Annotated in this window: 22 protein-coding genes, 2 pseudogenes and 1 riboswitch; of the genes and pseudogenes, 6 read left to right on the forward strand and 18 right to left on the reverse strand. The window is 33.0% G+C overall.

Annotation, left to right across the window (positions count from 1 at the left end; genetic code table 11):
- Positions 1-162: 162 nt before the first annotated feature.
- Positions 163-540, forward strand: a complete 378-nt coding sequence (locus AC1M36_RS22095; RefSeq protein ID WP_336451092.1) for a PH domain-containing protein — start codon at positions 163-165, stop codon at positions 538-540.
- 162 nt (positions 541-702) lie between these two features.
- On the opposite strand, the gene AC1M36_RS22100 is transcribed toward AC1M36_RS22095, so the two are convergent.
- The 11 genes from AC1M36_RS22100 to AC1M36_RS22150 all read right to left on the reverse strand — a co-directional run bounded on the left by AC1M36_RS22100 (position 703) and on the right by AC1M36_RS22150 (position 9,865).
- On the reverse strand, positions 703-1,176 hold the full coding sequence (locus tag AC1M36_RS22100) for a GNAT family N-acetyltransferase (protein WP_336451091.1): 474 nt from the start codon (positions 1,174-1,176) through the stop codon (positions 703-705).
- A 5-nt stretch (positions 1,177-1,181) separates the two neighbouring features.
- A complete protein-coding gene (locus AC1M36_RS22105; RefSeq protein ID WP_479846206.1) occupies positions 1,182-1,703 on the reverse strand; it encodes a YfiT family bacillithiol transferase in 522 nt (173 codons plus the stop codon).
- Between the two features lie 20 nt (positions 1,704-1,723).
- Complete coding sequence (locus AC1M36_RS22110; protein ID WP_479846207.1) at positions 1,724-2,257, reverse strand: GNAT family N-acetyltransferase; 534 nt, start codon at positions 2,255-2,257, stop codon at positions 1,724-1,726.
- A gap of 92 nt (positions 2,258-2,349) precedes the next feature.
- Positions 2,350-3,672, reverse strand: a complete 1,323-nt coding sequence (locus tag AC1M36_RS22115; RefSeq protein WP_336451088.1) for an NAD(P)/FAD-dependent oxidoreductase — start codon at positions 3,670-3,672, stop codon at positions 2,350-2,352.
- Positions 3,673-3,920: 248 nt separating this feature from the next.
- Positions 3,921-4,700, reverse strand: coding sequence for an undecaprenyl-diphosphate phosphatase (locus AC1M36_RS22120; RefSeq protein WP_336451087.1), 780 nt, complete (start codon positions 4,698-4,700; stop codon positions 3,921-3,923).
- Positions 4,701-4,839: 139 nt separating this feature from the next.
- On the reverse strand, positions 4,840-5,469 hold the full coding sequence (locus AC1M36_RS22125; protein ID WP_336451086.1) for a hypothetical protein: 630 nt from the start codon (positions 5,467-5,469) through the stop codon (positions 4,840-4,842).
- Positions 5,470-5,642: 173 nt separating this feature from the next.
- Positions 5,643-6,017, reverse strand: coding sequence for a nucleotide excision repair endonuclease (locus AC1M36_RS22130; protein ID WP_336451085.1), 375 nt, complete (start codon positions 6,015-6,017; stop codon positions 5,643-5,645).
- A gap of 91 nt (positions 6,018-6,108) precedes the next feature.
- A complete protein-coding gene (locus AC1M36_RS22135; RefSeq protein ID WP_336451084.1) occupies positions 6,109-6,672 on the reverse strand; it encodes a GNAT family N-acetyltransferase in 564 nt (187 codons plus the stop codon).
- A 160-nt stretch (positions 6,673-6,832) separates the two neighbouring features.
- A complete protein-coding gene (locus AC1M36_RS22140) occupies positions 6,833-7,948 on the reverse strand; it encodes an NAD(P)/FAD-dependent oxidoreductase (RefSeq protein WP_336451083.1) in 1,116 nt (371 codons plus the stop codon).
- Positions 7,949-8,266: 318 nt separating this feature from the next.
- The gene (locus AC1M36_RS22145; protein WP_336451082.1) at positions 8,267-8,917 is read right to left on the reverse strand and encodes a YdeI/OmpD-associated family protein; all 651 of its coding nucleotides are present in this window, start codon (positions 8,915-8,917) and stop codon (positions 8,267-8,269) included.
- A 156-nt stretch (positions 8,918-9,073) separates the two neighbouring features.
- Complete coding sequence (locus tag AC1M36_RS22150; RefSeq protein WP_336451081.1) at positions 9,074-9,865, reverse strand: arylamine N-acetyltransferase family protein; 792 nt, start codon at positions 9,863-9,865, stop codon at positions 9,074-9,076.
- A 394-nt stretch (positions 9,866-10,259) separates the two neighbouring features.
- A riboswitch (purine riboswitch) is annotated at positions 10,260-10,363 on the forward strand.
- A 178-nt stretch (positions 10,364-10,541) separates the two neighbouring features.
- Between AC1M36_RS22150 and AC1M36_RS22155 the strand changes: the two genes are divergently transcribed.
- Positions 10,542-11,423, forward strand: coding sequence for a 5'-methylthioadenosine/S-adenosylhomocysteine nucleosidase (locus AC1M36_RS22155; RefSeq protein WP_336451080.1), 882 nt, complete (start codon positions 10,542-10,544; stop codon positions 11,421-11,423).
- Between the two features lie 218 nt (positions 11,424-11,641).
- Here AC1M36_RS22155 and AC1M36_RS22160 read toward each other — a convergent pair whose 3' ends face one another.
- Positions 11,642-12,640, reverse strand: coding sequence for a phosphotransferase enzyme family protein (locus AC1M36_RS22160; RefSeq protein ID WP_336451079.1), 999 nt, complete (start codon positions 12,638-12,640; stop codon positions 11,642-11,644).
- 511 nt (positions 12,641-13,151) lie between these two features.
- On the opposite strand from AC1M36_RS22160, the gene secY reads away from it, so the two are divergent.
- Both secY and AC1M36_RS22170 read left to right on the forward strand, forming a co-directional pair.
- Positions 13,152-14,456 (forward strand): preprotein translocase subunit SecY, encoded by a 1,305-nt coding sequence (gene secY, locus AC1M36_RS22165; protein ID WP_336451078.1) that lies wholly within the window; start codon positions 13,152-13,154, stop codon positions 14,454-14,456.
- A gap of 140 nt (positions 14,457-14,596) precedes the next feature.
- Positions 14,597-14,884: a hypothetical protein gene (locus AC1M36_RS22170; RefSeq protein ID WP_336451077.1), complete on the forward strand. Its 288-nt coding sequence runs from the start codon at positions 14,597-14,599 to the stop codon at positions 14,882-14,884.
- A 201-nt stretch (positions 14,885-15,085) separates the two neighbouring features.
- Here the strand turns inward: AC1M36_RS22170 and ycaC are convergent, their stop codons facing one another.
- The 5 genes and pseudogenes from ycaC to AC1M36_RS22195 all read right to left on the reverse strand — a co-directional run bounded on the left by ycaC (position 15,086) and on the right by AC1M36_RS22195 (position 17,794).
- Complete coding sequence (ycaC, locus tag AC1M36_RS22175) at positions 15,086-15,721, reverse strand: isochorismate family cysteine hydrolase YcaC (RefSeq protein ID WP_336451076.1); 636 nt, start codon at positions 15,719-15,721, stop codon at positions 15,086-15,088.
- A 59-nt stretch (positions 15,722-15,780) separates the two neighbouring features.
- A pseudogene (locus AC1M36_RS22180) lies at positions 15,781-15,966 on the reverse strand (hypothetical protein); the annotation flags it as partial.
- A 176-nt stretch (positions 15,967-16,142) separates the two neighbouring features.
- Positions 16,143-16,775 (reverse strand): FMN-binding negative transcriptional regulator, encoded by a 633-nt coding sequence (locus tag AC1M36_RS22185; protein ID WP_336451075.1) that lies wholly within the window; start codon positions 16,773-16,775, stop codon positions 16,143-16,145.
- 22 nt (positions 16,776-16,797) lie between these two features.
- Positions 16,798-17,316 carry a spermidine/spermine N(1)-acetyltransferase gene (gene paiA, locus AC1M36_RS22190; protein WP_336451074.1) on the reverse strand — a complete coding sequence of 173 codons (519 nt, stop codon included), beginning with the start codon at positions 17,314-17,316 and terminating at the stop codon, positions 16,798-16,800.
- A gap of 25 nt (positions 17,317-17,341) precedes the next feature.
- A complete protein-coding gene (locus AC1M36_RS22195; RefSeq protein ID WP_336451073.1) occupies positions 17,342-17,794 on the reverse strand; it encodes a MarR family winged helix-turn-helix transcriptional regulator in 453 nt (150 codons plus the stop codon).
- A 114-nt stretch (positions 17,795-17,908) separates the two neighbouring features.
- Between AC1M36_RS22195 and AC1M36_RS22200 the strand changes: the two genes are divergently transcribed.
- Together AC1M36_RS22200 and AC1M36_RS22205 are read left to right on the forward strand one after the other, a co-directional pair.
- Positions 17,909-18,553, forward strand: coding sequence for a YczE/YyaS/YitT family protein (locus tag AC1M36_RS22200; RefSeq protein ID WP_479846208.1), 645 nt, complete (start codon positions 17,909-17,911; stop codon positions 18,551-18,553).
- Between the two features lie 544 nt (positions 18,554-19,097).
- Positions 19,098-20,077, forward strand: a pseudogene (locus AC1M36_RS22205) (aldo/keto reductase family protein).
- Between the two features lie 57 nt (positions 20,078-20,134).
- Here AC1M36_RS22205 and AC1M36_RS22210 read toward each other — a convergent pair.
- Positions 20,135-21,226 carry a GerAB/ArcD/ProY family transporter gene (locus AC1M36_RS22210; protein WP_336451071.1) on the reverse strand — a complete coding sequence of 364 codons (1,092 nt, stop codon included), beginning with the start codon at positions 21,224-21,226 and terminating at the stop codon, positions 20,135-20,137.
- Positions 21,227-21,232: the final 6 nt, after the last annotated feature.

Genomic DNA, 21,232 nt, shown 5'->3' on the forward strand with positions numbered 1-21,232 from the left:
ATAAACACTTATATTTTAGCACAAGATATTATGATGAAATACCAATAAATTCGTTGTATTCACTTAAAAAAACTATTGCTGCATTGTAAGAATCTCTTAGTCTATAACGTGCTACAATAAAAGAAACTCATTCCAAAGATCATAAAGAAGGAGGAATTTCAAATGGGTTTATTTAGCGGTATTTTAGGAAATGCATCTGATACGAGTACAGAAAATGTAGAGCGTGACTTACAAAAGATTATGCTTGATGATGAACAAGTTGAGTATGCGTATAAATTGATTCGAGATTTAATTGTGTTTACAAATCGACGAATGATTTTAGTAGATAAACAAGGAGTAACTGGTAAGAAAACAGAATATCATTCTATTCCATATAAAAGTATCACACAGTTTAGTATCGAAACAGCAGGTCATTTTGATTTAGATGCAGAACTTAAAATTTGGCTATCTAGTATGCATGAACCAATCACAAAAGAATTTAAAAGTGATGACAGTATTTTAAGCGTTCAAAAAGCATTAGTAAAATACACAACGAAATAAACTTTTGTATTTTTATGCATAAATAAAAGTATTAACCCCGTATATTTTGGAACAACATGCACTGATTCCTTTTAAAAATACAAAAACGTTTATATAAGGCCAAAATAAAAGGATAGATAAAACAGATATACTCTGCTTTATCTATCCTTTTAAAATCTATTTTTATAATATCTTTTTATAGTAAACAAGTGTTGTATGATCATTCAATTTCTTTCTTAACCCTGTCTGAATGTAACCTACTTTTTCATATAGATAACAATTACGTTCTTCTTCTAAGATTGTAGCTAATTCCCAACTCGTTGCTTGTGGAAACATCTTCTCTATTAAAGTGAGTGTTTTCTGAGCGATCCCTTTCCCTTGATAATTAGGCAGAATAAACATAGGGCTAATCCAAAACTGTGTCGTCTTCTCTTTCCAAAATACACAAATAGCTCCGACAAGAGTATGATTAGCTAATATTTTATAAAATCTACCATTAGGATGATTTATTCTTGTAATTACTTTATCAATCGTTTCATTAGCAGGATTCGTTTTATAGTCCTTATATTTTTCTAATAACGGTTTAAATGCTTGTACTTGAATATTAAAAATAGATTCTGCATCAAACTCGATTGCTCTTTCTAATATGACTTCCATGGTACTTACCACCCTGATTTTTCCCGTAAAGAAGTAATATGTGCAGTGTGATGATGCCCGTGCCAAGCATATAATCCAATTGCAACCTCTAGTTTTGTTTCACCTGATTCTGGATGATTAAAAGTTTTTTCAAGATCTTCCTGTTCTAAAGAATTTAATAAATTTACCCATCTTTTATGTAAGGAATCTAATAATACAAGAGAAACATCTACAGGTAATTTTGAATCAGGGAGTTCTGCCCATTTCTCTTCCATATATGGCTTAATTGTTGGGTTATTTTCTGTAAGAGCTAACTTAAAACGAATATAGCTATTCATATGACTATCAACCACATGATGAACAACTTGCCGTACTGTCCACCCACCCTTTCGATACGGTGTATCTAGCTGATCTTTATCTAAATCTTTAATTGCTTTTGTCAGTTCTTTAGGGAGATTTTCAATTTCTTGAATCCACTTTTCTATCATTTCCTCCGTAATATTTCCTTCATAAGTAAACTTCCCAATTGGATAACGTAAGTCCTTCATTGCATTGATCCCCTTTTGTTTTAAAATTTCTTTTGTAATATTTTAGTATGTTTCCAAACGTAATGAATGAAATTAACCTTTTGATCATTTAATTCTATAACTTTTTTATCAATTGCGGTTTGTGAAAAGCCGCTTTTTTTCAATACTATTTGTGAAGCAATGTTATTATTTGTTGTCTTTGCATGAATTTCAGTAATTTGATTTTTTGCTGCTTGAATTAGGAGTAATTGGACGGCCTTAGTTGCGATTCCTTTTCCAACAAAATTTTTTCCTACACGATAACCAAGATATCCTAACCGTCTATCTTTCTCTATATCTACTAAATTTATTCGACCTACAATTGTTTTTTCCATATTCCTGATGAGATAAAAGTAGGAAATGCCCTCTTTCTGTTCTTTTAACAATTCATCATGTTTGTGCTGAAATGTTTCATAAACATAGTAGTCCTCTCCACGATTTGGTACCATCTTTTCAAAAAAGGCTCTATTATAACACTCAAAAGCAAACAATTCTTCTGCATCTTGTTCCTTTAATTTTTCTATGTATATTTCCATTCATAATTCATTCCTTTTTTATTCAATTAACTATTATAAATTCGCCATTTAGTAGTTAATTCCCTACTATAAAGTAATAGCATTAACCTTCTTTATTTTTGTCGAGTTGTAAGAATAGCAAACCATACCTTAGGGTGAAAAAGATGTAGAGGACTACGCATAAGATTCATTACCTTGACTAAACGAATATAAATGTCTGGATTATTCGCAGAAAGCTGGTATATTTTCTTCGTATACCATTGTTGAAGTGGTTGTATAAAAGACTTCTCTCCTTTTATCTTAGGATGACGAAATGCTTCTGTAGTAACCATTTCCCACGGCGTTGCAATAATTTTCGAAATCCGTTTATAAAAGTTACGAGTAAACCCTTTTTCTAACCTTTTTCGATTCTTTAAACACATGTGTAATTCTTCAGCCTCCATAGCAGCAACAGAAATCCCTTGTCCAAAAACCGGATCAAAACGACAATGAGCATCTCCCATTACTAAGAACCCTTCTGGCATATTTTTCACTAAATCGAATCGGCGACGTACTTGATATGGAATTTTATGTATTTTTATATCTGTAATCGGTTCTGCTTGTTCAAAGAAATGAATGACATCTGGTGCAGGTAACTTATGAGCAAATGCAAGGAACTCTTCATCTGTTTTTGGTGCATTCTCATTGGCGTATCCGCTAAAAGTTACGAAATATCGATTGTCTTCAATTGTTTGAATAAAGGCACCATAAGGATTTTCAGGAAAGCTAGGAGAAATAAGTAAATTACACCAATCAGGACGTTCATTCTGTTTTAGACGGAATACCCTAGTTGCGTAAAACAATTGAATCCATACTTTTTCTTCTTTTACTTCTATGCCATGTGTTTTTAACCACTCTATATTTTTTGAACCAAATCCGCTCGTATCAACAACTAGGTCTGCGTGAAGATCTTTTTTCATTCCTGTTTTTAAACACTTTGTTTTCACACCAGAGATTTTGTTACGGTGCGTATCAATTAACAATTGTTCCACCATTGTTTCATATTTCGTTGTAATATTATTTACTTGACGCATTCTTTTTTGTATATGCCACTCAAGCATAGGACGACTCTGTTGAATCGCATTCAATTCTCCAATAAATGGTTGTTTCCATAAACCAAAATGATGCCATCTCAAATCTCCAGTAAAATTATTTACGATACCCCCATCTTCTTTTAATTGGGTCATAATTGCAGGGAATAATTTCTCAATTGCTACTTCACCACCTTTTAATAACACATGAGGATGATAACTTTGTGGCACTTTTTTTCGAGGACTTTTTTCATTCCACTCTTCGCCTGCTTCTAAAATAACTACTTCTTGAAAAAAATCTGATAGAGCTTTTGCTGCTAGTTTCCCAGCTATACTTCCGCCAATAACGATTGCTTTTCCTAACATTTTTTACCTCCCAAAAGATATTTCCGCTACTTTCATGACACTAAAATATAATTTTTCATTTTCTTTTGTATTCCCCTGGCATATTAATAGAATCATAAAATAAAAAATCCTGCTATAACATTGCGCAACAGGATTTTTTTATCAACATGTATTCATCTTCTCCTTTCATTATAAGTACTTCGTGAACAAATAATTCGCATGCAATTTCGATAAAAATGCTAATAATGTTCCATCAAACAAGACCTAACTTAAAATACGTCAGTGAACTGTAAAGTTAAAATTAAAACACCTAAAGCCCATACATAATACGCGAACACTTTAAGAGAATGCTGTTTTAAGTATTGAATCATCCAAGATACTGCAATATATCCGAAAAATGCTGCGGATAAAGTACCAACGATTAACGACGTGCTTGAAATCGTTTCAGCTTTCCCTTGAAACACGTCCACAGATTGTAAAACGATAGCGCCTACGATAGCAGGTGTAGATAACAAAAATGAAAAATATGCTGCTGTTTCACGATCTAATTTTCTCCAAAGCGCAGCGACAATTGTCATACCAGAACGAGAGATTGCTGGAAAAATAGCAAATGCTTGAAACGAACCAATAATGAAAGCATCTTGATATGTAATGTCATCCATTTTCTTACGTCCATTTTTTTGCTTCTCTGCCATATATAAAAACAAACCTGTCACTAAAAACTCCCATCCGATTGTGACACCTGTCTTTGAAATCTCTTCAAAGAAATCTTTAAATAATAGACCGATTATAACAGCGGGGATTGTTCCAACAATGAGTAAAAACGTAAGCTTTGAAAATGGATTTTTAATTAAATAAATAAACTCTTTTTTATAATAAATAAACACTGCTAGCAGGGTACCGATATGAAGCATCGTGTCCAAGAAAAGACCTGCTTCATCTAAGTTAAATAAATGTCTTCCTAAATACAAATGACCCGTGCTGCTTATAGGTAAAAATTCGGTTAGCCCTTGGATAATTCCTAATATAAAAGCTTCTAACCAGTTCATGGTGATCTCCTTTCTTGTTTGCTTGTACCAGTATATGTTTGTTTTTAGTTGTTATGAAGGAAAGAGCTAGGAATTCAAAGGTTAAAAGATTTTTTAGACACAAAAAAAAGAGGAGACATCTCCTCTTAACATATAAACACTATTTAATTTGTTCTTTATACTCATGATTCACAAGTACATACCATTTTCCTGTATCAAATTTTTCTTTATTAATCACATAAACTTTATTTTCTCTCTTGACATCCCCAGGTTTTAATTCCTTAGTAATAGTAGAGGTCTCACCTTTTTCAACCTCATAACTACTAGTTGCCCAAACATCACTTTGGTAAGCATTATCATTTTCATCCACTAAATCAACTGATGGTAAAACGGCTAATTTCATCGGTTCGTTTGTAATGTTTTTTCCTTCCGCTTCTAAAACAATAAAGACATGTCCATTTTCAGGTTCTTGGATCCCTATACTTTCTTTACCAACCTTATCTCTTTCTACAACTCTTTTTACAGTTACATCAAATTTAGGTGTTTGAAAATTCTTGTTTAAAGTATACTCTTTTTCTTTTATTTTTGATTTCTCTTTTGTTTGCTCTGTATTTTTCGGCTTTGTATTCTCTTTCGTTTTCGTCTCTTCAGTTGTTTGCACTTTCTTTTCTTCTTGTTTAGAAGTAGTTTCTTTAGATTCTGAAGAAGTTTTGTCAGATGTACTTCCGCAACCAGATAAATTGAATACTAAAGCGCCACCTAAAATACATGTAGTAAATTTTTTCAACATCCTTTTCATCCCCCAATAACACAATATATAAATTTTTTACTTATCATAGCAAAAAACAATCTTTTGTATTGTTATATTTTGTCGAATAGTCTAAGGGGATCCGATATTTTTTATTAAATAAAAAAACATGACCTTAATATAGTACTAAGATCATGTTTTAAATTGCTCTTATTTTATTTATAAAATACCTTATCCACATTGTACTTCGCTTGAAACTCGTTAATAATATATGTTTCGTAAATTTCTCTTTCCATTGCATCTTCTACAATACATACATCAATGCGGTATACTTCATCACGATGTGCTTTAATTGGTGAAACGTTGTCTTCAAAATGCTTTTTAATACGCTGTCTTATTTTACGTGCTTTCCCAACAAAAAGAAGTTCGTCATTAATGTTATAAAACATAAAAATGCCGCTTTTATCTCTTGGGAACAGGTGGAAATCAATGAATCCATGAATTGGAGTGATTCTTGGCTCATCGCCTTTTATTACTTGTTTTCTTTCTGTGATTGAAACATCAACTGTAGGTAAATCAATTTTAATCAAGTTGCTTCACGTCCTCTTTTATTGTAAAGGTAAATAATAGCACATGTATGTAAGAAAAGCTATTCGTGCTGAGTGAAAATACCGTTTTTTGCTATCTACTAAATATTATAGGTATATCATTGATACGTTTTTTCCAAATCATATGATCACACGCCTCGCCCCAATAATCCTGTAGCAAAAAGTTAGGCTCTCCAAATTTGTTCTTCCATATCTTCTGTGCGTTCGTATACCCACTATCCAAACAGAATTCTGTAATCCCTCTCCCTAATAAGGTAAGGAGTACCACATTTAAAAGCAAATTTCCTATGCCGCGTCTTTGATAATTCGGCAGTACAAATACAGTCCCCACCTCATACAAGTCTTTTAATACGCCATCTGTACACTCATGAATCAGTTTGCTAGATGGCCCAAACTCAATTGTACCGATAATTTTATTACAACGTTTATCTACAGCGATTAAAAAATATCGATTTTCCCCATCGCTATCAAAGTCACATTTTAAGTACTGCTTTTTAGCTTCAATTTCATTTTCTATGTCATCAGCCCAATCTGATAAACCTTCTCTAGCAAACGTATCGATAATAACTGTATGAAAAAGTTGTTTTAACTCTTCATAATCACTGAGAATGGGTCTTCTTATTTCAATATTATCCACCTAAGGCAACTCCTTAATCTCCTAAATTTCAAACTTACAATTCATATAGCTTTTCTCTAAAATACTCAAAATTCCCTCTGCACACATAAAATTTACTTCGGGTAATGAAAAAAGAAACAAAAAAGATTAGGTAATTGCTCCTAATCTTTTTTTGTAATAACTATTCAATTGCACCGGCTACATCATAATGACTTAAATCTAATTCTATTGGCTGTCCTAAAGCAAGTTTCGCAAGTTCAGAACCTAAGTATGGACCTGCTGTTAATCCAGAAGCACCTAAACCATTCGCAACGAGTATACCTTTAAAATTAGGTAGTGGACCGATAACTGGAAGGAAACCTGGTGTGAATGGTCTAAAACCAACTCTTGTTTCTAACATCGTACTATTTTCTAACCCTGGTGCCACAAACAATGCTTTATCAAAGACTTCATGTAAACCACCGGCTGTAACACGATAATCAAGACCAGTATCATTTTCATGCGTTGCTCCTACAACTATACGGCCATCTTCAAAAGTTAAAATGTACTGATCATTTGGCGGCATTACAACTGGCCAATTTTCAGTATCCGTGTTTGGCATATGTAAATGAACAATCTGTGCTTTTTGGAAAGTCACAAGAAAGTTAACACCAAGTGGTTTTAACAATTCATTTGCCCACGCTCCTGCAGTGACAATTACTTGATCTGCCGTTAATATTTCACCATTCACATGAACACCTTTAACATAATTGTTTTCATGAATTAAAACAGCATCTCCTTTTATATAAGTAGCACCATGTTTTTTTGCAGCATTTACAAGAGATTGACGCAGTGCTCTTCCATTTACACGAGCGGCACCACTTATATGTACAGCTCCATATTTCTCCGATAACGGCGGGAATAATTCTTTTGTTTCCTCTGGCGATAGACGAGTAATTTCACCAATTTCTGGTGCATCCTCGCGCCTTTTATATGCTCGCTGCTCCATTTGATCTAACTTTTTATCATCTGTATGTAAGCTAATAGCACCTACTCGGTTATAACCTGTATCTGTTTCGCCATCTTCTTCTAATTGCTTAATTAAAGAAGCGTAATAGCGGGCTCCACCTTTTGCGATTTTATACCAAGCTTGATTACGTCGTTGCGAAAGCCATGGACATACAATGCCTGCTGCTGCATCCGTTGCTTGCCCTAAATCCTGGCGATCAACTATAGTAACATTAGCTCCCTCTTTAGCGAGATGATAAGCAGTAGACGCTCCTAAAATTCCAGCTCCAACTACAATATACGATTTCATTTCAAACACCTTTTCTTATTCATTCTTTTAAATTCTATTTACTGCACAAGAGCTCTACACATTTTATGTGCTATAAAAAGCAACTCTTATAAATCTTGAACCATATTCAGTATACTGGAAGGAGATGTTTTTTCAACTTTTTCATTCTATTAATTGTGTCATCATTATGTACTTTGATATAAAAAACTGAAGTTCACAAAAAAACACATTCTTGATTCCCTATTTATAGCATGAAATCAAGAATGTGTTTTTTATATCTTAGTATTTAACATTCAGTCCCTAATTTTAAACTGTCCACGTTCTACTATTAAGTTTTCTTTATTTCTTCTTTCTACGGAATAAATCAATTGATTTATAACCTTGTGAAAGGATTTCAATCATTTGCTGTACACGCTTGTCACGTGTCTGTTGCTGTTTTGCTGAGAATATGTGGCGTGCCCAATCTTTTTGATATCCTGGTGTTAAACTTTGATAAAACTGAAGTTCATTTGGATGATTGGTTAATAATGCTTCTACATCTTTAATATTCTCTACATAATCAGCAACACATTGACTAGCCGCAGATGTTTTCTTAACTTTCTTTTTTTCACGTTTCAAACCAACGACAGTAAAGATATCATCCATACTTACCATCCGTGCAAATTTGATATCACTATTACCCACATATCCATCTTCTCCAACGTTCATTGCTGGAAATATTTCATCTCTGTGAACAAAAGTTTCATAACGAGTATTTCCTTTTTTCGGATAAGCAAAAAATAAATAGCCTTTTTCAAGTAATAGTTGTTTAGTAAGAATAAGTTGTGTGTGCTTAATCATCTCATCAATTGTTTCTACAAAAATGAAAATAGCATCATGATCTTTAGAAAGCGTAGTTGCTTGTTCAGTAAAAACGTCGTAATCTTCTGGTTGGTTGACTACCACCATATTTGTATACTTATTAAGGTTTAATTTAGCGATAATTGTCATTGATAGCTCCTTCTTTTTTAATTCATTGTTGTTTTTATAGTACAATATTACTATAAGCGATATCGGCGGTAAATCGAAAAACTACGCTTTAATAGCGTCATACCATCAACTTAAGCATTTCTTTGTTCTCAAAATGAAATATAAATTACATTGTTTTTACATTTTAATATTAAATTTATCCTCTAATATCTCTGTATATTGTTGTTCTGTAAGTAACTTTTTATCTTTTTGACCATTTATTGTTTGAGTTAGGCTTTCTTTCGTTAAAGAAACGTACCCAGAATCCATAAGTTTCACAACAATTGGTCCTTTATTAAAGCGGGAATTTTCATCTTCTATCACTTTCTTTTGCACTCGATTTAAGATTATTTCATCAATAACATCTGTATGAAAAGCATGACATAATTTCCATTCTATCTGCTCTTTTGATTTAGGTAATAGATTAACATCTCGCCTCTCTAAAACGTAAGACCCTTTATCTGAATTTTCTCTTCTAATACGATATTCACCATTTATCGACTTAACAACCTCACCAGTAAATGGAACAAGCATCAAAGGCACCACTGAAGCAAGCCCTACCTCAATTAGATATACTGCATGATTATAATTTAAAATGATTGTAACGTGTCCTTCCTCAAGGGCCCAAACTTCTGTTTCTCTATCATAAACAGTACCTAATACTAATTGAACATCGAAACCACAATCTTTTAAAAAATAATACATAATTGAATTCAACTCATAACAAAGTCCACCACGTGAACTCATTAATATTTTTTCTTGTAGATTTCCTTTAGAAATTTCTTTTGTAGTCCCAGTCACAATATCCAAATTTTCAAAAGGTATTTCATAAGCCATCGTTCTAATTATTTTATTTAAGTCTTCAAATGCGATAGTGTTTTGTTTTTCAAGGTTCAATCTTGAAAAGAACATTTTTTGAAATTCTGTCATATAAAACACTTCCTCTACTATTTTCTTGTAATATAAATATATCTTTTTAAAACTTGATAATTATCTAGAAACAGCGAGAGTATCCTTTAAAAGGTGCATTGATTAAAATAGAATTATTACTAATAGCCTTCTTCACTATATGCTCATTCTAAAGGTCAAGTGGCTTACAAACAATGTGAATTAAATCAAACTGTACCGGTACAAAATTCCCAGATATATACTTTAATGGTACTGTATTAAAAATTTGATACCGCTATTTTAGTTTTGAATCCCTAAAAATCAGGCCTATCTTTCATTCTCACCTCGATAAAACCGAACATTAAAACAAATTATAAAAAACAAAGTTCACTTTTCTGTTGGATATCCATTATAAGTTTGCTATATTATCAATATAATCATCTTAAATACCATCACTCGTATATACTCGGTAATATGGTCCGAGCGTTTCTACCTAGTTCCCAATAAAAGAACTGGACTACGGGTTAAAGTGCTCGGTTGTTCGGCGTATTTAGCCGCTTCCGTTTGATAATTTAGCATTAGTCTATTTTTGCTGAATTAACTATACTTTGACTTCCGTAGTTCTAGAAAGTAGAAATCATTCTACATTTTCTAGAACTTTTTTCTTTGATTAAAACGCCGAGTATACAACACAACAAGAAAAAGGGAGAGATTATTTATGAAGAACAAAATCGTTAAAAAATGTGCTGTCTTAATGACTACTAGTGTACTAGCCTTATCTGCACTTGCAGGATGTAGTTCATCTTCACAAAACGAAGCGAAATCGAAAACAATTCAAAAGCCTATTTTAATCCAAGGGCCAATGCCAATAGAGGCTGAAAAATTTGCAAAAAGGTTAAAAGATGTGAAAGAAGAAAAATCAGGAACTTTTGTATTTTATAAAGGAACAGTAGATAACTATCCTGTAATCGTTGCGAAAACAGGTAAAGGAATGGAAAATACAGCAGCAGCTACAGCAATTGCAATCGAAAAATATAAACCTATCGCAATCATCAATCAAGGGACATCAGGTGGACATGATCCGAATTTAAACGTATTTGATATTGTATTAGGAAAAAGAGTTACAAACATAGGTTCATTAAAAACAGCAAATATGGATGAAAATCAAGGAATGGATCCAACAAAATGGATATCTATGGACTTAATGGCTTCTGAAGGAAGTGCAGGAGAAGACCCGAATGCCGAAAAGGCCCGCTACTACGAAGGCGATAAAGATTTGCTTGAAGCTGCTAATGCAGTAAAAGATAAGTACACGAAGGGTAAAGTAGTTGAAGGTACTATAGGCTCAGCAGATCTTTGGAATAATGAAGTTGATCGCATTAAATGGTTCCATACTAAGTACGGTACATCTGTAGAAGAAATGGAAGGTGCTGCCGCAGCACAAATCGCAAAAGCTTATGACGTACCATTCTTAGGCATTCGAGTACTATCTAATAATAAAACAAATAATGGTAAATACAATCCAAATACAGCATCGGCAAATCAAGAATATGTTTATGAAGTAGTTAAAAAATATATATCTGCAATGCCAAACAAATAATATAGGAAAACTACATTTACATCAGTTTTATTTTTAGTCACAAAAACGAAGGGATACTAGTATTTTTTGATACTAATCTCCCTTCGTTTTTTGATTTTTATTTCGCCTCCATAACCATAAAGGATTGATTGTCCATATCTTCCCTATAATAAAAAACACTTATAAATCAATACAAAGCAAAAGCATACTAACAGATGCAGTATGCTTTTTACTACAGTTTAGGAATGTAGTTTTTCCAACCTTTCACGAGTGTCTTCAATGAACTGCTTCATAAGTTTTTTTCGTAAATTCTGTAACCATTCTGGATGATTCTTTGATTCTGGAATATCAACCGTTCGTAGCATTTTCGCAAATATAATTAATTGATGCATCCTCATAAACAATGGTAAATCCCTTAAAATATCTTTATCAACTGTTGTTTCAAGTGTATACCCTTTGAGAAATACTTGATAGAATGGATGATCCATATCTACTCCCTCATGAAATATGTCTCGTAAAGCATATGCAATATCCGCAACGTACCAATAGTTAGCACAATCATCAAAATCAATAATTCCAACTTCGTCTTTATTTATACAGAGATTATCTAATTCAAAATCATAATGTACGATTCCAAAGTTATCACTGGTAATAGATAAATTACTCGCCCAAGTAGAAATTTTCTCTAATTCTTTATAGGCAGCCCACTCACTTTCAGGCAATGTTTTTGTTACAAAATTAAGATGATCTTTCCAGGTTGCACGATTTTGATGAAAATCTTTGGGCATTTTTTTCAAAACTTGATGAAGCTTACCTAAAGTTCTTCCCCATAATAAAAATTGCTCTTCTCTTAATTGCTCAACCTCGTATTGCTTACCGTCAAGTCCTTTAAAAACAACTGCATAAAAAATTCCTAATTCAGTCTCAACCGCTTCAATATAACGTTTATTTTTTGATTGAACTGGTTCTGCAACACGTATGGAATGGCGAGATAAATAAAACAAAATATCTATTTCATCTTTAAGTGCATCTATATTTCTTTCCTGTTTTTCTATAAATCTAAGAAAATGCCATTCTCCATCCTTTTTGAATACAAATATGAAATTTGCACTTGAACGAAAATAATATAATGACTTCTTGTCATATTCCCAACTTTCGAGAATTTGCTCTGCTAACGAACTTCTCCATTTATCATCAACAGTTTCTACTATCTTCAGCATAGAACTCAATTTCATCATACGATCCACCTCATTTTATTTTTTACATAAACGATGTGGAAATATATGAATCTCAGGATTATATTTTAGAAAACAAACTATTACAGCATCCATATGAGTGAGAACGATTCAGATGTATTTCCACACATTTACTTATTACATATATCATGGAATCTACTCACCTCCTTTTCATTATTAAAAAAATTATAGCAATTAAAATTTCGTATAAGCAATATTTATGAAAAACAGGCAAATCCTAATCCTTCTCATGTGTTTTTTCATTCTTTTCAGTCTTATCTATGTACATTCTTTTATTTATTAGGTATATTATGGTTATTGAATGATTGCGATTATCCATCTATCGCTCATATACATACTTGTATTTCTTATATCCGTGACAAAACTACAAAATGTATGAAAATCCATTTGTCAAATGAATTCTACACGGAAGGAGGTTTGTGGTTTATTCATCAGGATATAATATTCAGTTTTTCCTTTTAGGTAGCTGATAAAAAATACAGGAGGCGACATGATGTTTCGTACGATTTCAAATTTTATGAGAGCAGCTGAGATAAGAAGGAAAATCCTTTTTACACTTGCGATGTTAATTGTTTTTCGAATTGGTACGTTTATACCAGTTCCTCATACTAATGCAGAGGTATTAAAAGTACAAGATCAAGCCAATGTTTTAGGTATGCTTAATGTATTTGGCGGAGGAGCATTGCAAAACTTCTCAATCTTTGCTGTAGGTATTACACCATACATTACGGCTTCCATCATTGTACAGTTGTTACAGATGGATGTTGTACCAAAATTTACAGAGTGGGCAAAGCAAGGAGAAATGGGCCGCAAAAAGTCAGCTCAATTTACCCGATACTTTACAATCATTCTCGCATTCATTCAAGCCATAGGGATGTCTATCGGCTTTAACAATATAGCAGGCGGGCAATTAATTTCTAATCCAGGATGGACTACTTATTTATTTATCGCTACAGTACTAACTGCTGGTACTGCATTTTTACTTTGGTTAGGTGAACAAATTACTGCAAATGGCGTAGGGAATGGAATTTCAATGCTTATCTTTGCAGGGCTTGTTGCGGCAATTCCGAATGTCGTAAATCAAATTTATTTACAACAATTCCAAAATGCTGGAGATCAACTCTTTATGCATATCGTAAAAATCATCTTGATTGGATTAGTTATTTTAGCAATCGTTATCGGTGTTATTTATATCCAACAAGCGGTTCGAAAAATACCGATTCAATATGCAAAAGCTGCAACAGGAAACAATCAATACCAAGGAGCAAAAAATACTCATTTACCACTTAAAGTAAATAGTGCGGGTGTAATTCCGGTAATCTTTGCTTCCGCATTTCTTATGACGCCGCGGACAATTGCACAGCTTTTCCCGAACTCAAGTGTTTCTAAATGGTTAAGTACAAATCTAGATTTTGCACATCCAGTCGGTATGACACTTTATGTAGGTCTTATTATTGCTTTCACATATTTCTATTCATTTATCCAAGTAAATCCTGAACAAATGGCAGAAAACTTAAAAAAGCAAAACGGATATGTTCCAGGTATCCGACCAGGGAAATTAACGGAACAATATGTAACAAAAATTTTGTATCGCTTAACATTTATCGGTGCCATCTTCTTAGGTGCTATCTCAATTTTACCACTTGTATTCACGAAGGTTGCTACTTTACCGCCTTCCGCTCAAATTGGTGGCACAAGCTTACTCATCATTGTAGGGGTAGCATTAGAAACAATGAAAACGTTAGAAAGTCAGCTTGTAAAACGTCATTACAAAGGATTTATAAAAAAAGTAAATTAATATTCACACATACAAAGTGGACACTATGAAAAACCCTCTCGTATATAAAACGAGGGGGTTTTTCATAGTACTTAAAAAATAGTTAAATTTTCAATTATATATTTGAGCCAGAACTTCTTGCTCCTCATGTGATTGATCCTTTGGTAGGTGCCGATCCTAGTGGTGCTCTTCAGATAGTTTCGAAAGAAGATTATCTAGCAGGGTCTGAAAAAAGTCAAGAATACTTGCATTCCCTGGGTTTTCAATTCGTCAAAACGCTCCCAGTTGAAGAAATTCCCCTCAATCCTTACTATACGATGGTGAAAACAAAAGGTGCGATGCGCATTGAAAAAATCCCGGGTCAGCCAATAGATCTCACTCATGATCCTATTTACATTTTGTACATGAAAGATGAGAAACCTAAAATGGTAGAAAGATATACTTCATAAATAATTGACAATCATTTATGTAAAATATTAATTCCTATACAGTAATCACATAAAACAAATAAGACATCACCAAACGTTTGTTGTGATGTCTTATATTATAGAACTTTATCTCAAAGCCACAGTTAGACGGAATCACATAAAAAAATAAGTATAGAAATACAAAAGAAAAAATGAAACAGTACTACTATTAATTAAGTAATTTTACTTGCTAAGCTCTCTTTGAGCTCTCATATAGCTTTCCATGATATTTTGATAACTAGGAAGATGTTTAGCAAGTAAAGATCCAAAGCCTTCAACATCATTTCGCCAGTCACGCTGTAATTCTGCTGCAACGCTAAACCAGTTCATTAGTTGGACCCCTCCATGAGCCATACGCATAAGAGCAGCATCTGCAACTTGTTTACTAAAAGTCCCTGATGCATCAGTTACAACAAATACCTCATATCCTGCGTTTACAGCAGATAGTGCTGGGAACGTAACACAAACATCAGTAACAACCCCTGCAATTATTAGTTGCTTTTTACCTGTTTCTTCAATGGCTTTAACAAATTCTTCATTGTCCCATGCATTAATTTGTCCAGGACGAGCTATTTTGGGCGCACCAGGAAAGAGCTCAACCAATTCATGCATTAGTGGGCCGTTCGGTCCGTTTTCAAAGCTTGTTGTTAAAATAACTGGTAAATCAAAAAAATTAGCGGTATTAGCCAGAGCCATAACATTGTTCTTGAATTCATCAATACCATAGTCACGCACTAGGCTGGAAATAAGACCTGTTTGGTGGTCCACTAAAAGAACAGCGGCATCATTTTTGGAAAGACGAGAATACAAATCAGACATTTTATAATCCCCCTTTAATGAATGTAATAGAAGAAAGCTCATATATCAGCAAGCTCACCTTAAACTTCTTCGTTTCTTACGATTATTTTCCTTTTATTATTAGGATGTTTAGCGTTTTCGTATGCGGCATCAATCACATCTTGATGATCTGTAAAGTAATCTGAATAAGGAGCATTTCCAACGGCATTGTTAACCACAGTAGGATCTCCATTGTACATACCGTGTGCATTTCCAATCGCAACTGCTTTTTCACTACATAATCGCTGGGTACAATTATTCCCTCTTCTTGCATGACATCTTTAAAGGCGCTTAAACGAAGCTGATTACTTTTGGCATCTTCTGTAATAATAGCGACTTTTCATAAAAAATTTGTGAAGAAATGTACTTAAGTTAACGAGTGCTTTAGTTGAAGAACATAGGCTTATATGTGATTCTTAAATCTCCTTCTCATCAGTTCTGCCATTTGATTAGAATTTGGATTTCCTTCGTTTTGTAATTTATTAATGATGTTAATATAATCCGTTTCATTGCGGTTCTGACTCAATTTATATGCAGCCTGAATTTCTCCCACCTTAATCTTAAATCCAACTATACCTTTCAATTCTCTTTCTAAAAGATTAGGAGAAAGTTTATCCCATAAAACTGGATTTTTTCGATTTCTTTCATATTTTTCCAGTACTATTGTTAATTCTTCTATTAATTCATCTTTCTCTAAAATGCTTCCTTTACCATATATATGGACGGCTTGATAATTCCATGTTGGAACTTCTTCATGCCCATACCAAGAAGAAGAAATGTAAGCGTGCGGCCCCTGAAACATAACAAGCATATCTTCACAGGTTTCACAGTTTTCAAATGTTCTCCACTGGGGGTTTCCGTAAGCCATATGTCCAGTAATATAATAATCATCACCTTTTTTATTTAACCCCAAAGGCAAATGAGTGGCAATTGGTTTCCCTTGTTCTGTTGTAATAATCGTGCCAAAAGAGTTTTTTTGAACAAAATCCCAAATTTCTTCAACGTTTGTGATCTTAAAATATTTTGGAATATACATAATAACCCACCTTTCAAAAAAGTTATATGAGTGTTTTAGTCATGATAAAGTCCATTTGTTCTTCATCACCCATATAAAAAGAGTGAGCTCCAGTTTGGATAAACCCCATTTTCTTATAAAAAGCAATAGCATTTTTATTTTTTTCCCATACGCCTAACCAGATTTTCTTTTTATTACGTTCCATCGCAATTTCCACAGCTTTATTTAGCAGATATTTGCCAAGCCCATGTTTTTGGAATTTGTTCTTTATATAAATCCTCTCGACTTCAAGTGATTCATCACCCATTTCTTCAGACTGAGCATTATTGGTATTGACCTTTAAATATCCAGCGACTTCATTATTAAAACAAATAAAAAAGAATTGTGATGAAATATTAGATAATTCTTTTTCTAATTGTTTTAGGTTGAACGCCCTTTCCAAATATGCTTTCATATTTTCGAGTGAATTCTGATGTTTAAATGTCTCATTGAATGTTTCATAACTAATTTCTTGAAGTTTGCGTAAATCTTCAAGAGTACACTTTTTTATATTTATAGTCATTTAAATATGTCGCTCCTTTATATAATCAATAATTTCTCTTGTTTCCCTTTTTTACAAATTCCCAGTCTTTTTCTATATTTTTCCTTACTCTTTGAAGAAGGTTGAAAATGGCTTCTACCTCTCTTTCAGAAAATCCCTCTAATGCAACGATATTAGAATAATCATTTTCTCTTTTTATAAAAGGATAAACATTTTTCCCTTTCTCTGTTGGAAAGAGCTTTTTAATTTTTTTGTTATATTCATCTTCTCTCTTTTCAATAAATCCATTAATTTCAAGTTTTTTTATAGCACGAGCTGCCGTTGTTCGATCTACTTTTATCAGCTCTGATAACTTTTCTTGAATGATTCCCGGTTTTTCACATATTCGCACAAGGTACAAATACTGTCCTTTTGTAAGGTCATATTCTTTAAATTCTATATTACTTATAGAATCTAATGCCCTTGCTATCATTCCAATTTCACGAAGAATTTCCTTCATAATTAACTCCTTAGTATATATTTTTATTGCAAATGCAACAAAGTTGAGTTAAGTTCAATATATATTATTTTTGTTGCAAATGCAATAAAAACAGTGGTAAAGGGGGTGAGTAAAGTGAAATATGTTTTTTATGTATTAGGAATTTTAATATTAACCCTTGGTATTTCTTTCACTATACAATCAGATCTTGGAACTTCACCTTTTGATGCACTTTTGGTAGGACTGTCCATAAATGTGGGGCTTACTGTAGGAAGTTGGGAAATAATAATAGCTTTAATATTGATATGTTGTAATTCATTTTTAAAAAGACAAAGACCAGAATTTTTAGGGTTGTTAACAGCATTTATAACGGGTATTGGTATTGATATTTGGCTTTTTTTATTGCATGATTTGATAGCACCTGAACTATGGTACAGCAAAGTTGTTTGTTTTGGAATTGGATTAGTTGTTATAGGATTAGGAACTGCAACATATTTATACACAAATTTTGCACCGATTCCAGTTGACCGATTAACGTTAATCGTACAAGAATTAACTAGAACAAATATATTTTTTTCGAGAACATTCATTTACCTCGTATTCTTGATAATGGCAATGATTATAAATGGACCAATTGGTGTTGGAACTTTACTAATCATTTGTTTAGGGGGGCTAATTCTTAATTACTTTATGCCATTTACTGAAAAAGTATTAGGCAGCATATTAACACACTCTAGTACATCACCAAATGATGATAAAGATAAAAAGCATTTATTATAGAATGATTTTTATTTTTCTTGTTCAACTAGCCTGTCGACCTTATATTAAAGAAAAAAACTGTAAAAACAGGATTGTTAATCAAACTTTATTATAAGTTGTCAATTTTTTTATAAAATTACATTTCATATATTTTCTTTTAAAAATTGATCTATTCTCATTCATATTGTTTTATTATTGGCTAAGTAGTTTAGAGTTTCTTGTCTCACTGTCAAAAAGTTTAGACTTTCATATCCTTTTGCTGAGACATGAAAGTACCTACTAAAATTTTGACACTGACTATTTATCAACGTTAGTTCATAATTTTTTAGTTTAGAGATTCCTGTCTTTCTACAATTATAGAAAGACAAGAAAGCGGAAACTTCATGAATTACTTTTGTAAGGTAACAGGAATGATTCTTATTGGTATGGGGTTAAAGTTGCTTCAAACGAAAGCCCCTCAATAAACTTAAATAACATAACAATGCTCCCCTTTTAAGAAAAGTTATTTTGAAGGAGCTTTTTGCTTATTATGATCAAGCCTAATACTTCATTTTAATCAATTGTCATGTATCTTCATACCCTCTATTGGCAAGTCTGCAAGATTGCATACGGAAACTGGATAAATCATGGGAGTAAAGTAGATGAGGATACTGCAAAAGAGTGTGTTAAAGCAGCACTAGATGTCGGTATAACAACATTCGATACTGCTGATGTTTATTCAGACACTAAGGCTGAATAAGTACTCGGCCGGTCTTTACAAGGTATACGAAGGGAGAGCATTGAACTATGTACAAAGGTGTGCCATCCGACTGGGAATGGGCAAAACGATAAAGGTTTATCACGAAAGCATATTCTAGAAAGTTGTAATGCATCTTTGCATCGTTTACAGACCGACTATATTGATGTCTATTATACACACAGATTTGACCCAACTACTCCTCTTGAAGAAACGATGTTAGCTTTCGCAGATCTTGTAAGACAAGGTAAAGTGCTTTATATCGGTGTAAGTGAGTGGACAGCAGAACAAATCACCCGTGGTGCAGTACTTTCACGGGAATTGAATATTCCACTCATCGCTAGCCAACCCCAGTATTCAATGTTGTGGAGAGTTATCGAAACCGATGTGATACCAACCTGTCAACGTGAGGGACTTGGGCAAGTAGTATGGTCGCCTCTCGCACAAGGTGTTGTCACTGGAAAATATCCACCCCAAAAACCAGTACCAACTCAATCACGTGCTAATTTTCCTGCTGGTAAACCATTTTTTATAATCTTGCACAACGTTGGATGAACGACAATGTGCTCACTGCTATCCAGAAACTCAAACCCATCGCTCAAGAGATTAATCTTACCCTCGCTCAACTCGCAGTAGCTTGGGTACTACAAAACCAGAATGTTTCCTCAGCAATTATCGGTGCCTCGAGCCCGGAACAGGTAAGAGAGAATGCGTTCGCTTCTGGTGTCAAACTGGAACCTGAAATAATGAATCAGATTGACAAAGTACTAGAAGGTTTTGTTGAGTACGATCCTAGTAAAACAGGTTAAGTTTTTGCACGTGACTTAACCAGAAATTCAGACTTACCTATATAAAACATAGATATATTATTTTTGAAAAGCTTGCTTAATTTTCATCATTATATACATCAAAGGAATATAAGCATATAAAATATAAAATCCAATATTAGACGTAATATCACTTAGTTTTTCTATCTTAATTCGCTTATCAATAAATATTGCAAATACAAATATTACTATACAAATACAAACCAATGATATTTTTGGTTTAACATTAAACATTCTTTTAATTCCTCTCGTACTCCCCCAGATTGCACAACAAATTGGAGGCAAAATGATAAAAAACCAAATAAAGATAATAATGTACTCAATTCTCTCAACAAATGGAAGTTCAAACACCTTTGTAAGTATTAATGTAGCCCAGACTGTATGCTTAATTTCTCCTTGAGTGAAATATCCAAAAGAAATAATTGTTAACATCAGATAGATAGTAGTTGTAGTTAAAGTAGCTAAATGTGCCCATCTTACTGATTTATCCCTATTTTTAATAAATGGGTAATATAAAAATAATGTCTCGAATCCCAAATACATAAAAGTTGAAGCCTTCGCCGATTGCAAAACTTCAAATATGTCATGATTAAAAACAGGTAAAAAATTATTCCATACCATATACTTAATTAGAAAGAACACTGTGATTATTAAAAAAGATGGAATTATTACACTCCAAAAACTTATCCCAGTTACTGCCCTGAATCCACCTGCTACAATATAATAAATTACTATCAATATAAGTAATGTAAACTCCCATGTATGAACCGTAGGAAAAATCCAAACCTGCAAAATCTCTATGTATGCTCTGATAACAATAATCGCTGAAACAATCATATATCCTATAAATAAACTTGATAGAATATATCCTATATTCTTACCAAAAAGTTTATTATTGATTGAAATTAAATCTCCGTCTTCTGCATATTTTAAAACTGAATACATCATTTTTATCACAATATGTATACTTATACCTGTAATCAAGATTGACTGCCATGCATCATGTCCTGCTCCTTGTATGAGTTCCCTTTGATATCCTAAAACTCCTACTCCAGTTTGTGAGGAATGGACTAAAAAAAATACAAAAAATGGTGTTACCATAGAACTTTCTTTCACTCTTACTTTATTCATGTATCT

Source organism: Bacillus sp. Medicinal_06 (assembly GCF_056711665.1).

Excerpts from the sequence above, each read along its gene's own strand:
- AC1M36_RS22145 (WP_336451082.1), bottom strand. The coding sequence starts at position 8,917 with ATGACAATTATCGCTAAATTAAACCTTAATAAGTATACAAATATGGTG.
- AC1M36_RS22210 (WP_336451071.1), bottom strand. The coding sequence starts at position 21,226 with ATGAATAAAGTAAGAGTGAAAGAAAGTTCTATGGTAACACCATTTTTT.
- AC1M36_RS22150 (WP_336451081.1), bottom strand. The coding sequence starts at position 9,865 with ATGACAGAATTTCAAAAAATGTTCTTTTCAAGATTGAACCTTGAAAAA.
- AC1M36_RS22160 (WP_336451079.1), bottom strand. The coding sequence starts at position 12,640 with ATGATGAAATTGAGTTCTATGCTGAAGATAGTAGAAACTGTTGATGAT.
- AC1M36_RS22140 (WP_336451083.1), bottom strand. The coding sequence starts at position 7,948 with ATGAAATCGTATATTGTAGTTGGAGCTGGAATTTTAGGAGCGTCTACT.
- AC1M36_RS22185 (WP_336451075.1), bottom strand. The coding sequence starts at position 16,775 with ATGTATATTCCAAAATATTTTAAGATCACAAACGTTGAAGAAATTTGG.
- AC1M36_RS22100 (WP_336451091.1), bottom strand. The coding sequence starts at position 1,176 with ATGGAAGTCATATTAGAAAGAGCAATCGAGTTTGATGCAGAATCTATT.
- AC1M36_RS22195 (WP_336451073.1), bottom strand. The coding sequence starts at position 17,794 with ATGAAGGAAATTCTTCGTGAAATTGGAATGATAGCAAGGGCATTAGAT.
- AC1M36_RS22105 (WP_479846206.1), bottom strand. The coding sequence starts at position 1,703 with ATGAAGGACTTACGTTATCCAATTGGGAAGTTTACTTATGAAGGAAAT.
- secY (WP_336451078.1), top strand. The coding sequence starts at position 13,152 with ATGTTTCGTACGATTTCAAATTTTATGAGAGCAGCTGAGATAAGAAGG.
- AC1M36_RS22110 (WP_479846207.1), bottom strand. The coding sequence starts at position 2,257 with ATGGAAATATACATAGAAAAATTAAAGGAACAAGATGCAGAAGAATTG.
- AC1M36_RS22120 (WP_336451087.1), bottom strand. The coding sequence starts at position 4,700 with ATGAACTGGTTAGAAGCTTTTATATTAGGAATTATCCAAGGGCTAACC.
- AC1M36_RS22095 (WP_336451092.1), top strand. The coding sequence starts at position 163 with ATGGGTTTATTTAGCGGTATTTTAGGAAATGCATCTGATACGAGTACA.
- AC1M36_RS22115 (WP_336451088.1), bottom strand. The coding sequence starts at position 3,672 with ATGTTAGGAAAAGCAATCGTTATTGGCGGAAGTATAGCTGGGAAACTA.
- ycaC (WP_336451076.1), bottom strand. The coding sequence starts at position 15,721 with ATGTCTGATTTGTATTCTCGTCTTTCCAAAAATGATGCCGCTGTTCTT.
- AC1M36_RS22125 (WP_336451086.1), bottom strand. The coding sequence starts at position 5,469 with ATGTTGAAAAAATTTACTACATGTATTTTAGGTGGCGCTTTAGTATTC.
- paiA (WP_336451074.1), bottom strand. The coding sequence starts at position 17,316 with ATGACTATAAATATAAAAAAGTGTACTCTTGAAGATTTACGCAAACTT.
- AC1M36_RS22155 (WP_336451080.1), top strand. The coding sequence starts at position 10,542 with ATGAAGAACAAAATCGTTAAAAAATGTGCTGTCTTAATGACTACTAGT.